Source organism: Adlercreutzia sp. St.1H8 (assembly GCF_059728655.1).
In genome coordinates this window covers 184,842-198,522 of sequence record NZ_AP039376.1, presented here as the reverse complement: position 1 = coordinate 198,522, position 13,681 = coordinate 184,842, and the positions used below count along the sequence as shown (strand labels likewise).

The 13,681-nt window shown below is 67.7% G+C and carries 11 protein-coding genes; all 11 read right to left on the bottom strand.

Annotated elements, in window-relative coordinates:
• Positions 1-256 precede the first annotated feature (256 nt).
• Positions 257-973: a response regulator transcription factor gene (locus AC6I0Y_RS00810; protein ID WP_160708356.1), complete on the bottom strand. Its 717-nt coding sequence runs from the start codon at positions 971-973 to the stop codon at positions 257-259.
• Between the two features lie 97 nt (positions 974-1,070).
• Positions 1,071-1,997 (bottom strand): mechanosensitive ion channel family protein, encoded by a 927-nt coding sequence (locus tag AC6I0Y_RS00805; protein ID WP_497732275.1) that lies wholly within the window; start codon positions 1,995-1,997, stop codon positions 1,071-1,073.
• A gap of 78 nt (positions 1,998-2,075) precedes the next feature.
• Positions 2,076-2,864: a 4Fe-4S cluster-binding domain-containing protein gene (locus AC6I0Y_RS00800; RefSeq protein ID WP_497732272.1), complete on the bottom strand. Its 789-nt coding sequence runs from the start codon at positions 2,862-2,864 to the stop codon at positions 2,076-2,078.
• Between the two features lie 81 nt (positions 2,865-2,945).
• On the bottom strand, positions 2,946-5,294 hold the full coding sequence (locus tag AC6I0Y_RS00795) for an anaerobic ribonucleoside triphosphate reductase (RefSeq protein ID WP_497732271.1): 2,349 nt from the start codon (positions 5,292-5,294) through the stop codon (positions 2,946-2,948).
• Between the two features lie 544 nt (positions 5,295-5,838).
• Complete coding sequence (locus AC6I0Y_RS00790) at positions 5,839-6,339, bottom strand: hypothetical protein (RefSeq protein ID WP_497732269.1); 501 nt, start codon at positions 6,337-6,339, stop codon at positions 5,839-5,841.
• 1 nt (position 6,340) lies between these two features.
• Positions 6,341-7,606, bottom strand: a complete 1,266-nt coding sequence (locus AC6I0Y_RS00785; RefSeq protein WP_236643328.1) for a homocysteine S-methyltransferase family protein — start codon at positions 7,604-7,606, stop codon at positions 6,341-6,343.
• A 2,181-nt stretch (positions 7,607-9,787) separates the two neighbouring features.
• Complete coding sequence (locus AC6I0Y_RS00780) at positions 9,788-10,321, bottom strand: signal peptidase I (RefSeq protein ID WP_160708346.1); 534 nt, start codon at positions 10,319-10,321, stop codon at positions 9,788-9,790.
• A gap of 3 nt (positions 10,322-10,324) precedes the next feature.
• Positions 10,325-11,392: a MucBP domain-containing protein gene (locus tag AC6I0Y_RS00775; protein WP_160708344.1), complete on the bottom strand. Its 1,068-nt coding sequence runs from the start codon at positions 11,390-11,392 to the stop codon at positions 10,325-10,327.
• Entirely contained in the window at positions 11,389-12,189 is an 801-nt protein-coding gene (locus AC6I0Y_RS00770) for a hypothetical protein (RefSeq protein WP_160708342.1), read from the bottom strand. The genes AC6I0Y_RS00775 and AC6I0Y_RS00770 overlap by 4 nt, the downstream gene beginning before the upstream one ends.
• Positions 12,186-12,881 carry a hypothetical protein gene (locus AC6I0Y_RS00765; RefSeq protein WP_160708340.1) on the bottom strand — a complete coding sequence of 232 codons (696 nt, stop codon included), beginning with the start codon at positions 12,879-12,881 and terminating at the stop codon, positions 12,186-12,188. The genes AC6I0Y_RS00770 and AC6I0Y_RS00765 overlap by 4 nt, the downstream gene beginning before the upstream one ends.
• Positions 12,882-12,894: 13 nt before the next feature.
• Positions 12,895-13,671, bottom strand: coding sequence for a SipW-dependent-type signal peptide-containing protein (locus tag AC6I0Y_RS00760; RefSeq protein ID WP_497732267.1), 777 nt, complete (start codon positions 13,669-13,671; stop codon positions 12,895-12,897).
• Positions 13,672-13,681: the final 10 nt, after the last annotated feature.

Genomic DNA, 13,681 nt, shown 5'->3' with positions numbered 1-13,681 from the left:
GTGATGAGGCGCGAGAGCAGCAGCGCCAGCAGGGCCGCCGCCAGCAGGGCCACGGCCACGGGCGCCATCAGGCTGCCGAGGAAGGCGACCATCTGATCTTCGGGAGCGCGCTCGGGTGACAGGTAGTAGAGACCGGCCAGCACCAGGGCGAAGGCGGCGGTCACGCCGACGACGAAGAGGAGCAGGCCGCGGAATATGGTGCCCGAGAGGCTGCGCGTCGAACGGGCGGCGCGGCGGTCGAGCAGGTGGCGGATGCTCATGCGCCCGCGCCTCGGAAGCGATAGCCCACGCCGCGCACGGTGCCGACAGCCTCCTCGGCGCCGGGACAGGCGGCGGCCAGCTTCTGCCGCAAGGTCTTGACGTGGGCGTCCACCGTGCGCGTCTCGCCAGCGAAGGTGACGCCCCACACCTTCTCGAGCAGCTGGGAGCGCGAGAGCACGAGCCCCTCGTTCTCCATGAGGGCGCGCAAGAGCTCGAACTCCTTGAGGGTGAGGACGACCGGCTTGCCGCCGGCGCGCACCTCATGACGCGCGGACGACAGCTCGATGGTGCCGGCACGCAGCTCATCGGCAGCCGTCGCGGCAGACGCCGCTCCCCCCACAGGTGGGGCGGCCGCGCGGCGCAGCAGGGCGTTCACGCGGGAGATGAGCTCCATCATGCCGAAGGGCTTGGCCAGGTAGTCGTCGGCGCCAGCATCCAAGCCGCTCACCTTGTCGTATTCCGCGCCCTTGGCCGTGAGCATCATCACAGGCACATGCTCGGTGGCCTCATCGGCGCGCAGGCGGCGCAGAATCTCCAGCCCGTCGATGCCCGGCAGCATGATGTCGAGCAGCACCAGGTCGGGAAGACGCTCATCGCAGGCGGCGAAGAAGCCCTCGGCGTCGGGAAAGCACGCGGCCTCGAAGCCCGCTTGGCGCAGCGCGTAGCTAGTCAGCTCGCGGATGTTGGGGTCGTCTTCGACGTAGTAGATCATGGGCAGCCTCCGGAAAGTCCTGGTGGCGGGTATTTTATCCATTGTAGGCCACCGCCGGCCGCCGCGGGTTTCCGCGTCGTGAGAGTTGGGGAAAGAATCAGCCGAAGCGCCTGGCCGCGCAGTCGGCGGCATCGGCATCAGGAGCCGGAGCGCTTGCCGCCCGATCCTTGGCGGAGGCAGGCGGCTCGGCACCCTCCGCTGCCGTGAGGGCGCCCACCTCCTCGGCGATGGCGTCAGCCGTCTGCTCAAGCGCGTGCGGATGACAGTAGGGGGCGATGGCGCGGATGGCCGCGTCGGTAGCCGCCGACACCTTGCTCGCGTCGGCGAGCGTGAAGCTCAGCGAGCCTTGGAACCCCTGGGCCGTCACCTCCGAGAACGTCACCGACGGGCCCTTCTTCACCTTGTCCACGCGCTTGAGCGCCTTCGCCGCCGCCTCCTCCATGCGATGGGCGACGGTGGTCAGGCGCTGCTCGCTATCGGTCACCACCAGCGGTACCGACACGCACTCGGGTCGGGCCAGGTGAATGAGCGCCGTGGTGTTCATCATGGAGTTGGGGATGACGATGTGGGTGCCCGATGGGTTGTCCACCGTGGTGTAGCGCCAGGTCACGTCCCGCACGACGCCGCTCACGCCGCTGGTGCCCAGCTTGATGTTGTCGCCCGGCTCCACCGTGCGCGACACGCTCACCTGCAGGCCGCCGATGAGGTTGGCGATGGTGTCCTGGAACCCGAGCGACACGGCGATGCCCACTACGCCCAGGCCGGTGACGATGGCGCTCACGTTCACGTTGAAGCAGGTTGACAGCATGAAGCTGATGCCGATGAGCCAGATGCCCACGCGGATGACATTGATGAAGATGGAGCTGGTGGGCAGCAGCGACCCGCGCGTGAGCAGGCGGCGCGTCAGGGCGACGGCCGCGCGCGCAAGCGCCGCGGTGATGCCGAGGATGACGGCGACTCCGAGCGCGGTGGCAAGCCAGTCTGAGTGGACGAACCGATCGAACATGTCGTAGAGCTTTTCCATGGGCCCCATTGTAGAGGCGCGCCCGCAAGCCGAGAGGCCGCAGGCGCGCATCTACACGGATTCGTTAAGGCCGGCAGGCTACCAGTTGGAGGGCTTCTCCAGCGAGAAGGCCGGCGGCCGCCACTCGACCACCTGCCCCGCAGCGCGCGTGGCGGCCAGGTCGATGAGCCGCTGGTTGGACGATCCGCGCCACTTCAGCCCCAGGGACTTGAGCGACTCGACGAAGGGGCCGTCCACCAGCACGTCCACCGTGTCGAGCAGGCTGCGGACGGCGGCAGCGCGCCGGATGGCGGCCTGGTCGGGGGAGGCACCCCCCGGAACCTTGGAGGCAGCGTCGGCGCTGCCGGCGATACCGGCGGCATTCTCGGCGTCGGCGCCGGGGACGACAGCGGGGGCGGCCTCGGCGGGGTCGGCCTGGCGCAGCAGGTCCTCGTAGCGGTAGCCCGTGTAGGCCCACAGGCCGTAACCCGCAGCCTTCAAGCGACGTGCCACCTCGGCGCAGGCCTCGGGCTGCTCGAAGGGATCGCCACCTGAGAGCGTCACGTCGTGGACGAGCCCGTTGGCGCGGATGTCGGCCACCAGCGCGTCGATGGCGGTCAGCGTACCGCCCTCCGCCGGATGGCTCTCGGGGTTGTGGCACCCCGGGCACCCGTGGGAGCAGCCCTGCACGAACACGGCATAGCGCAGTCCCGGCCCGTCGACGATGGAATCCGCCACCGTGCCGTAAAGCCGAATGTGCGTGGGCGCGTCTGGGGCGCCGCTCGCAACCGTCGGGAAACCGGCGCCTGCGGCCTCTTCCCCGGCAGAGCCCGGCCGTGCGCCTTTCGCAGCCGCGCCTTTCGCGTCCTTCGGTATGTCCTCGCTCATCTTCATGCCTTCCATTATAGGAGCGCCCCGCAGACCTGGAGGCCGGCGGGGCGCTTCCTCACGATAGCGTTGACTTGGCCGCTAGCGCTCCTCGACCTCCTCGATGCGGGAGACGTCGTGCTTCACGCGGTCGTGCTCCTCGGCGCGCTTGGCGTCGTTGAAGCGGTCGAGCGTGCCTACCAGGTAGCCCGTGATGCGGCGGATGCGCTCGAAGGGCATGTCGTGCTCGGCCTCAGTGCGCCCGCACTTGGGGCACACGTCCTCGATGATGCCGTTGTAGCCGCACACCGGGTCGCGGTCGACCGGGTGGTTGACCGAGCCGTAGCCCATGCCGCAGTCCTTCATGTAGCGGATGACGCTCTCGAAGGCCTCCAGGTTGTCCGTCGGGTCACCGTCCAGCTCGATGTAGGAGATGTGACCGCCGTTGGTCAGCGCATGGTAGGGCGCCTCGATGGCAATCTTGTCGAACGCCGAGATGTCGTAGTACACCGGCACGTGGAAGCCGTTGGTGTAGTAGTCGCGGTCGGTCACGCCGGGGATGACGCCGTAGCGCTCGCGATCCACGCGGACGAAGCGGCCGGACAGGCCCTCGGCAGGCGTGGCGATGAGCGTGTAGTTCATGCCGCGCTCGCGGGAGACGCGGTCGCAGTAGCTGCGCATGTGGCCCACGATCTCCAGGCCCAGGCGCTGCGCCTCGGGCGACTGGCCGTGATGCTGGCCGGTCAGCGCCACCAGGCACTCGGCCAGGCCGATGAAGCCGGTGGTCAGGGTGCCGTGCTTGAGCACCTCGCGCTGCTCATCGGTGGGCTTGAGCTTCTCGGAGTCGATCCACACGCCCTGGCCCATCAGGAACGGGGCGTTGTACACGCGCTTGCGGGCCTGAATCTCAAAGCGCTCGTCGAGCTGCGCGGTAACGAGCGCCAGCTTGGAGTCGAGCAGGTCGAAGAACAGGTCGAGGTCGCCCTTGGAGCGGATGGCCAGGCGCGGCAGGTTGATGGAGGTGAAGGACAGGTTGCCGCGGCCGGGCGTGACCTCGCGCTCGGGATCGTAGACGTTGCCCATGACGCGCGTGCGGCAGCCCATGTAGGCAATCTCCGTCTCCGGCGTGCCCTTGTAGTACTGAGCGTTGAACGGCGCGTCCAGGAAGCTGAAGTTGGGGAACAGGCGCTTGGCCGAGCAGTGCATGGCCAGCTTGAACAGGTCGTAGTTCGGATCCTCCGGGTTGTAGTTGACGCCTTCCTTCACGCGGAAGATCTGCACGGGGAAGATGGGCGTCTCGCCGGAGCCCAGGCCCTCCTCGGTAGCCAGCAGCATGTTCTTGATGACCATGCGCCCCTCGGGGGAGGTGTCCATGCCGTAGTTCACCGAGCTGAACGGCGTCTGCGCGCCAGCGCGGGAGTGCATGGTGTTGAGGTTGTGCACCAGGGCCTCCATGGCCTGGAAGGTCTGGCGGTCGGTGTCACGCGTGGCGTTCTTCACGGCGTAGCTCACCACGCGCTCGGCGATGGGCTCTTCGACGCCCGCCCGCACCAGGCCGGCGATGACGGCCGCGCTGAAGGCAGGGTCCATGTCCAGGGAGGCGATGGCGCCCGTCTCCTCCTCCACGCCGGCGAGCAGCTTCTCGGCGAACTCCCGGTCGTCCTGGATGTCGGTGAGCAGGTCGATGGCCTCGGCCGCGTGCTTCTTGAACAGGCGGCGGAAGGTCTTGCGCACGCCCACGGCCAGGCCGTAGTCGAAGTCGCAGACGGACTGGCCGCCGTGCTGGTCGTTCTGGTTCGACTGGATGGCGATGCAGGCCAGGGCCGCGTAGCTGGAGATGTCATTGGGCTCGCGCAGCACGCCGTGGCCGGTGGAGAAGCCGCCCTTGAAGAGCTTGCGCAGCTCGATCTGGCAGCAGGTGGTGGTCAGCGTGTAGAAGTCCATGTCGTGGATGTGGATATCACCCTCGCGATGGGCGCGGGCGTACTTGGGGTTGATGACGCACATCTCGTAGAACTGCTTCGCGGACTCGGAACCGTACTTGAGCATGGTGCCCATGGCGGTGTCGGCGTCGATGTTGGCGTTCTCGCGCTTCATGTCGGACTCGGAGGCCTTGGAGAAGGTGATGTCCTTGAGCGTCTTGATGAGGCGGGAGTTGACGTCGCGCACGCGATTGCGCTCGGCGCGGTAGAGGATGTAGGCCTTGGCCGTCTGGACGAAGCCGGACTCGATCAGAGTCTCCTCCACGAGGTCCTGCACGCCCTCCACCGTCGGGACGCCCTCGATGGCGCCCTCGTCGAGCTTGGCGATAACGGTGTCGGCGATTTCCTCGGCCACCGCGCGATCCTGCATGGCCGCGCAAGCCTGAAACGCCTTCTCCACCGCTCCGACGATCTTCTCCCGATGAAATGCGGTGGTGCGCCCGTCGCGCTTGATGATGGTCTCTACCATGGCGTGCCGTCTTCCTTCCTTATTGCCGCGGCTATCCATAAGGTCGCCCCACGCTTTCGCGCAGGGCGCTTGAACACAAAATGCTGTGTCCTGGCGAATGCTTCCGCATTATTCACACGGCCTGTGGTTCATCGTCGCGAAGTGGGGATACCCTTGTTTCGTCAACTAGGTTTCCACCAACAATCCACCGATATACCCACAAGATATAGTGCTTGTTGCATTCACCAGCGGGAATATATAGTACATGGCAGGGGGTTCGACTGCAAGCGAACAAGTTGTGTTTTTGAGGGGCCGAAAACTACAGAAATCATTTTCCAACCAGTTGCCAACCCGTAGCCGAGAAGGCTCCCGGCACCCGAGCGGAAGGCCTCGACCCGCCCCCGGCAAGCACCTCCCACGCAACAGGGGACGCCCTCTCTTTCCAACAGCGACAGGGGAAGAAAACCATGGCTTTCCTTCCCTGGCAGACCCCGTCCTGCGGTGTTGTAGACTTGGCCCCGCTGTGGCAGCCCCTCGCCTCTTCCTGGGGAGGGCTTGGGGGGGGCTATTCCACCGTGCCGTAGACCTGGCCCCAGGCGTGGCCGGTGAGGGCGGAGTTGAGCTGAGTGCAGAGGCGCTCGCGCGTGTAGTCGCCCGGCGGCAGGAGCTTCACGATGCGAATGAGGTCATCGGGCAGATCGGCCGCCTCCGCCGCTAGCACGGCGTCGAGGCGACGGATGGTGGGACCGGGAGGCGTGGTGTCCGGTGCGGGCTCGGCGTCGGCGGGGACGAGCGCCGCCAGCCCGAGAAGGCTCGCCGCACGCTCCGATACCCCGAAGGCCGCCGCGGCATCGGCTGCACCTGGCGCGCCTGGCGCGGCGCCGTCCGCGACACCGGCGACCGCGCCCGCATCGGATGTCGCCGCCGTGCCCGCATCGGACACCACGACGCGGGCAGCGTCTCCCAACCCGTATTCGTCGTCGGGAAACAAGCTGTCCACCAGGTTCTGCAGCGCACCGTAGTATTCGCTCTGGTCGCGATTGGTGCCGTAGTGGTCGCGAGGCATGCTAGCTCCTCCCGGCGCCAGCAGCCGAGGCCTCCTCCGAGGCGTCGGCCGACGAGACGGAGGCGGCGTCGGATGACGCGTCCGAACTAAGTGCGGAGGAGCCGGGGGCGGCGTCGTCGGCGGCCAGGGCCTTCTCCGAGATGCTGGGGGACGCGATGGAGGCAGCGGCGCCGGACGGTGCGGCCGAGTCGAGTGCGGTGGGGCCAGGGGCATCGGCAGACTCGGCGGCGGCCCGCTCCTCAGGGGTAAGGGTCGCAGCAGCGGCATCGGTCTCAGCGGCCAGCGTGCCGAGAGCCGCCGAGACGCGCTCGCGCATCTGGGCGGCCAGCGCGTCGAGGGCCTGGGCCCGCGCCTCCTCCTCGGCGGCGTCGCCCGCGCTCACGGCCGCCACGTCCAGGCCGGCCGTCGTGGCAGCAAGGGCGCCCGTGTAGGCCGGCGTGGCGTCGCCCACGGCCCGCAGGAACTGCACGCCCGCCGCACGCAGAGCATCGGCGGCCGCCACCAGGGCATCAGGGCAGTAGTAGGGATTCTCCGCCGTGGGACCCTGCTGGCGCGCATCGCGACGCCTCACGACGAGCGACGCCACCAGCGGCAGATCGCAGGCCGCGGCAGCCCGGCGCGCCAGGGCGCAAGCCTCCTCCTGGCCAGCAGCGGTCGCGAATCCAGCTGCAGAGGCCTCGAAGTCAGCCATGACGGCGCAGGCCTCCTCCAAGGTATCGCGGCCATTGGCCAGCACGCCTTCGCCATCCACGTCCACTGATGCCAGGACAGGAGCATCCGTCACCTTTCGCAGCCCCGCCAGGGCACACATCAGATCCGCGCAGCTCGCGAAGCCCTCCAGAAGAAAGCCGTCCAGCTCCTTGCCGGCGAACAGGCGCGCCGCGCGGGCGTACTGATCGCGATTCTCGGTCATCGACGCCTTCGACGACTTGTCAAGCGGCAGGCCGCACGGCTCAAGGGACGCCAGCACGTGCTGGGGACGGAAGGGGCGCAGCGTCTCAAGGGCGGCCTCCACCACGTCCGCCCCGCGCCCGTCCATGGAGACGGCGGCCAGGCGCGCCGGCGTGACGCCTCCCGTGGCAGCCACCAGGCACTGAGCGCCAGCGATGGACTCCAGGCGATAGGCCTCCTCAACCACGTCAGGCTCGAAGAGCAGGGTGAACTCCAGATCGCGCGCCGTGTCGAGCCCCGCGCGCCGCAGCGCGGCGGAAACAGGCGCAGAAAGCACCAGCATGTCTTTGTGGAAGCGCAGTTGGATGTCAGGCATGAGATTCCCTTCGACCGTTTCGTGCGCTCTATGATAGCGCATGGGACGAGACGGCAGCAGGCGAGGCTCCGCCCACCCGCCCGGGCACCCTACGCGCGTATTTTTGGCAAGAAAAGCCGGGTCTGCAAGGTCCATCGTAGCGCGCTGCGTTTTCCCCTGCGCATTTTCCCAGGTCACAGAAAGCGCCAGCGGCCGCCAGCGCCGGCAACAGCTCATAGAACGCTCGCGGAACGCCGAATCGTGTTGCAGAACCGGCTTTTCTTGCCAAAAATCGGCGTTTTTCCTGCCGGGCTCTCCTCCGTCGCAGCCCAATGGTCAAATCCACGCCAGTGTTTCACGTGAAACATCCGTGCGCCCCGGTCGAACCCACGCGGAGGAGAGCACCGAGCATGCGACCAATGCCCCGCGGGAAGCGGCCAGCCCAAGCAGAGCGCGAAACGAGCGGAAGGCGCCGCCGGCATGCCGCCGACGCGCCGCCGAGAGCGACTAACCCCAGCGAAGCGCGAGGCGAGGGAGAAGGAGTAGCCGGAAGGGATGGGGCCTGGCCAATCACTGCGACGGGGTCTATCCGGGCGGGAAAGGGACGACCAGAAGAAAGGATGGGGCCTGACCAGCCACACCGCCGCGCCGCCGCGCCGCCGCACCGCCATCGCAAGAGGACGATTGGCTGGTACGCATAGGCTGGCCATCGTCGAGCGCGCCCCGCGCCATCGCGCGCTACCCACGCGAGCGCACCGGCGCGCTCGCGCCCCGCGTACCACGCTCGCCCCACCGTCACGGTCGCCCTCCCGACGAGCATCGGCACGCCCAGTGCGAACACGCGCAAAGCGGGGGGACAGCGAAGCGCCGGCGACGAACGAGGTGCAGCACGCGAAAGCTGGATCGCGAAGCACCGACGCACGAATGTTTCACGTGAAACATTCGTGCGCCCAACTACGGCAAACGCGCTGAAAAAGGACGCCACAGACGGCGAGCACGCCACGATACGCGCCGAACGGATACAGCAGCCGCATCGCCGCCATGTCCCCGCATCACCGCGCCGCCGCCACGCGCCGCCACATGCCCCGCATCACCGTGCAGCTGCATCGCCACCACATGCCGCCACCACTTCCGCAGCCGCATCCGCAACCATGCCACCCCACGCGCGCCTCAGCCTCGCCGCACTCGTGCGTTTCACACGCTCGTCGTGGCTATCGCGCACGCGCGACACACTGATTCGCATCGCGCCGCGCCACGCAGCCCCATCGCGATCGCACGTCACATCCACAACTGCACCGCAGCCGTGTCGCCGCACCACGTCAGGTTCTGCCCCTGCCACCAGCATGACTGCGATCACGCCTCTATTGCGCACAGCCGCATGCCGCGATCGCATATGGTTACGCGCTACTTATACCCCTGTCGCTATGCTTCGGGAGATACTCTGCATCATGTCCCCGAGGGATACCGACGTACCCCAGAGCAGCCACACACGAAGCGGGGCCAGCCAAACACTGACACCTCGGAGCACGAAAATCGGATCGCAAGGCACCGACGCACGAATGTTTCACGTGAAACATTCGTATGCAAAACCACGGCACATCCGAAACACACCGACAAACGGGCCTCCGGCTCTACGCGCAGCCGCATCGCCACCACGTGCCCCTCATCACCGCGCCGCCGCCACGCCCGCGGCCGCATCGCGCGCTCCGCGCCATCATGCACTTGCGCCCGCTCCAACCGCGGCGCACACCGGCCCAAAGGGATGGACACTCCCGGGTACGTGTTGTTTGAGCGAGGGCGAACGGCAGGTGGAAGCGGGTTAGCGGCGAGGGGCCTCTGAGCAAGTGCGGTTCACCGTGTAAAACATGCCGTTCCGTTCTGGAGGAACGCGGGAGGCGCTTCGAAACGAGGAGGTTCTCTATAATAATTCCCGGCCGCTGAAAAGGCACCCCTCCTCATCAGCGAGCCCTGCTTTTCTAAAAGCAGCGTGCGACGCCCGAGGCGTCGTATCATCCCCCTCCTGGGCCCCGGCGAAGCACCCCTCTTCGACCGGGGCCGCATTCTTTTTCAAGCGAAACTAAGCCCAGCGGAGTGACATTTGGCGTGACCCTCTGGCACGCTCTGACACGCGGCGGAGTGACATTTGGTGTGACCCTCTGGCACGCTTTGGTGTGACCCTCTGGCACGGCCAGCGAAGACGCGCTACCGAAAGCGATCGGCGGCGAAGCACAGGACAAGCGCGCCTACCACTACGACGGCCAACGCCAGCTTGCCCCCGCCGGAAGACAGCCCGCTGGCGATAACCCCCAGCACGGGCACGGAAAACACCGCCTTGCCCCGCACGCTCTCGTAGGGAACCGGCTCGGGATCAGGCGCGGTGTTGGCATCGCCCTGGGTGACCAGCTGCCGTTCATCAAGGTCGTTGGAAACCACGCGGTGCGTGACGGCCGCCCCGTCTTGGCGCGTCATCGAGAACGTCACCACGTCCCCCGGCAGCAGCTCAACCGGATCGACGGGCTCGGTGTAAACAAGGCTCCCCACGGGAAGATCGGGCTCCATCGAGCCGGTGGCCACCGTGTAGGGCACCACGCCGACGAAGCGCGGCAGGACGATGGCCGCGCAAAAAAGAGCCGCGACTACCAGAGTCGCGGTTCCCGTGAAGCCCAGGACCCGCGAGGTGAGCGATGGGCTCGCGTTGTCCTGGGCGCCTCTCTCTGTCTGAGCTCGCAGCGCCACGTGCTAGCCTTCCTGCGCGGCCTTGCGGCGACGTCGCCACAAGATGAACGCGGCCACCAGCAGCAGCACGCCTCCGGCGAGCAGCGCAACCGAGGTCGGGCTGACCGCCAGCGCGAAGCCGGGGCCCTCGGGGGCCTCGCCGCCCTCGCCGAACCCGGCGGCGGCCAGCGGAACCGCCTCGTCGTCAATGTTCATGGAATCGCGCGGCGCCATCAGCGGATTACCATCGTCGTCGATGATCTCGGCGCCGTCGGCCGTGGTCAGGGGCGTAGGCTCGTCGGCCACCGCCTCCTCTTCGTTCCCAGCGCCCTCGCCGGCGGCGGCTCCCGCGCCCTGAGCCGGCGCCTCGGCAGCCGGCTGGCGAGCCGGGACGCGCTCGCCCTCGGGCGTCACGACCACGGTGCCGCCGTTGCCGTCAGGCTCGGTGGTGAAGCCGGCGGCTACGCGCGTATAGGTGAACGTGATCACGTTATCGGCCTCGTCCTCGCCGAGCGTCTTGGAAATCTCATAGGCGTCGGGGACGTAGCCCTCCACGTAGACGGCGGTGGTGGCAGGGGTGTCCCCCACGTCGCCGAAGTAGGTGGCGGAAGGCGCGATGGTGAAGCCCTCGGCATCGACGTAGCGCACGGTGTAGCCCACGCGGTTGGCCATGATGCCGTAGGCCAGCACATAGTCGGCGTCCTCGGTCACGCGCACGGAGCCCGTGGCGAAGCCGCGATCGTCAACCTGGCCGACGTAGCGCACGTCCTTCACGTTGTCGAGGCCCGCCAGGCGGATGCCCTTCACGTAGTACTTGGGATCGGTCACGGTCACGCGAGCCCCGGTGAGCTCCAGGTCGGAGCCGTAGGGAACGCCCGTCCACTCGAACGAGGCGCCGTCGTTCACCAGGCCGCGGTTGCCTGCGTACAGGCGCACCGTGTAGGTGGTGGGATCAGCCGGCGCAGCGGCACCATCAGCAGCCGGGGCGGCGTCCTCCGGCGCGGCCAGCGCGGGGACGGCCATGAGGGACACGGCCAGAAGCGCAGCGGCAGCAGCGGCGGCGCAGCGGGCAGTCAGAGCGACGGTCTTCATCGCGTCTCACCTTCTTCCTTGAGGCGGGAGCGTCGACGCGCGACGCCCAGCAGCACCACCGCGACCACGGCCACGACGGCCGCGCCGGCAATGGCAAGCACCACGGGGTCGCCCGTCTGGGCGAGCTTGGAGATAGGATCGGTCGGCTTGTCAGCCTTGGGCTGGTCGGCCGGGGTGTCTGGCTTGGGATCCGTCGGCGTCGCCGGCTGCTTGGCCGCAGGCTCGGCCGCGAAGGACAGCTCGAGCGCCGCCTCCGTGTCGAAATAGCTGTTGCCGTGCGACTCGGGGTCGAGGCTCACGCTCATGACGATGTGCGCGTGGGACTTCGCCGGCAGCGTGTCCAGGAAGAACCATTCCTTCGTGGCGTCAGTTGCGTCATGCAGGCCGTTGGTGTCGCCCTTGTCACTATCTCCCGAGACGGTGTCGTTGGTGTAGATAACCTTCTTCTCGCCCGCGGGATTGGTGTAGGTCAGGTTGTAGGAATAGGAGCCACCGCCGTTTTCGGCCAGCTCCTCCATGGTGCGCAGCACCGCGGTCTTCATGTACCAGTCGGCCTTGTCGCCATAGGCGTTGAACAGGTCGATGTCGAACTCGACCTTGTCGCCGGGCTGCAGTCGCTTCACCTGGGCCAGCACGTCGGCCGTGCCGTCGGATTCCATCTTGTCGCCGGTGAACGTGACCGTCCAGCCGGTCTCCGCAGCCCACGCGGCAGCCGCGCCCGAGAGCGCCAGGCCTGCGGCCAGGGCCACGGTCAGCAGCCCAGTCCGGGCCTTCCCGCAAAAACTCCTCAGGCTCATCGCGCCATCACCTCATCCCACTCGAGGCCGAGCGCGTCCACGTCCACGCCCCAGGCGCTCTTAGCGGCGTCGTCGGCATAGTTGATCTGCACGGAGTCGACCTGGGCGGAAAGGGCCACGCGGCACTGCGAGAAATCGCCGGTCGCCGTGGACACGGACGGGTCGATGGCAATGGTCTTGACCGCTGGGGCCACGGCTGCCTCATGGGCGTCCAGCAGGTGGCGGTAGTAGAACACCAGGCGCTCGTCGGTGGACTCCTCCGGGTTGAGCACCCAGTCCTCGCTGTCGTAGGTCAGCTGGATCAGCGCGGGATCGAGCAGCGGGTTCTTCGTCCCGTCGGCATCGGCCCAGTACTTGCGCACGGTCAGGCGCACGTACTCGCCCATGTCGGTGGTGTTGACCGCCGAGAGCCGCTCGGCGTACGCCTTGCCCGGAATCATCTGGGCATCGCCGCCCAGCAGGGCCTCCGGATCGGCCAGCAGGGCGTCGTCGCCCTCGACCACCACGTCGTTCTCGGTCAGCGCCACCCCGATGTGGGTCTGCGCAAACTCGGCGACGTAGTTCTCGCTCATGAACACCAGCTGGGCCTGGGTCGACTGAACCACGCCCGCGATGCCGACCACCAGCAGCACGGCCGCAGCCAGCACCATCATCCGCACGGTGCGGGGGGATGCGCTCTTCACTTCGCTCATGGCTCTCCCTCCTTTACGCCCGGACGCCCGGGTTGACGGTCGCGTTCACCAGTTGGGCAGCCTCGTCGGCCACGGGCACCAGGCCCTCGACGGCCGCCGCCGCAGCCAGGGCCGCCCGAGCCGCAGGCTCCTCGCCCTCGGCCTCGGCCCCAGCCTCAGGATCCTCGCCTTCGGCCTGGTCGTCAGCCTCGTAGGCCGGAAGGGGCGTCAGCTCGTCCAGCACCACGGTGCCGTCCGCGAAGGTCGCCGCGACAGGCTCGCCCTCGGCCACCTCATCCACCGCCACGCACTGCTGCACGATGGCGATGTCAAACGAGTCGACCTGGGCATTTTTGACCGGCTCTACCTTTATATAGAGGTCATCGCTCACCTCGTCCGGCTTCAGGACGGCTCGGCCGTACAGCCAGCCCTCCTCGCCGTCGCCCTCGGCGCGCGTTCCCCAGCCGTCGCCGACGAACTCGACCGTGGCGTTCGCCGTTCCGTAGAAGGCGCGCACGCGCACCGCCACGTCGGTCTCGCCCACGTTCTCCACGCGGATGATCTTGTTGGTGCCCTCGATCTCCTCCTGGATATCGGTGCCCGGCGGGGGCGGCGTCGGCTCCTCAGGCTCCTCGGGCTCCTCGGGCGGGGGCGGCGTCTCGGGAGTGAGGGAGAACGGGATAGACCCGTTTGCCTGGGTGGTGTCGGTATAGTAGGCCAACGTGGGGCCGACCATCACGCCCAAGCCCAGGGCCACCGCCAGCACGGCGAGCGCCGTCCGCTTCTTCAGGAAGGTTCGTTTCATGCTCATCACTTTCCTC

Bases quoted from the DNA above. Each gene is read 5' to 3' on its own strand.
- AC6I0Y_RS00810 (WP_160708356.1), bottom strand. From the start codon at position 973: ATGATCTACTACGTCGAAGACGACCCCAACATCCGCGAGCTGACTAGC.
- AC6I0Y_RS00805 (WP_497732275.1), bottom strand. From the start codon at position 1,997: ATGGAAAAGCTCTACGACATGTTCGATCGGTTCGTCCACTCAGACTGG.
- AC6I0Y_RS00800 (WP_497732272.1), bottom strand. From the start codon at position 2,864: ATGAGCGAGGACATACCGAAGGACGCGAAAGGCGCGGCTGCGAAAGGC.
- AC6I0Y_RS00795 (WP_497732271.1), bottom strand. From the start codon at position 5,294: ATGGTAGAGACCATCATCAAGCGCGACGGGCGCACCACCGCATTTCAT.
- AC6I0Y_RS00790 (WP_497732269.1), bottom strand. From the start codon at position 6,339: ATGCCTCGCGACCACTACGGCACCAATCGCGACCAGAGCGAATACTAC.
- AC6I0Y_RS00785 (WP_236643328.1), bottom strand. From the start codon at position 7,606: ATGCCTGACATCCAACTGCGCTTCCACAAAGACATGCTGGTGCTTTCT.
- AC6I0Y_RS00775 (WP_160708344.1), bottom strand. From the start codon at position 11,392: ATGAAGACCGTCGCTCTGACTGCCCGCTGCGCCGCCGCTGCTGCCGCT.
- AC6I0Y_RS00770 (WP_160708342.1), bottom strand. From the start codon at position 12,189: ATGAGCCTGAGGAGTTTTTGCGGGAAGGCCCGGACTGGGCTGCTGACC.
- AC6I0Y_RS00765 (WP_160708340.1), bottom strand. From the start codon at position 12,881: ATGAGCGAAGTGAAGAGCGCATCCCCCCGCACCGTGCGGATGATGGTG.
- AC6I0Y_RS00760 (WP_497732267.1), bottom strand. From the start codon at position 13,671: ATGAGCATGAAACGAACCTTCCTGAAGAAGCGGACGGCGCTCGCCGTG.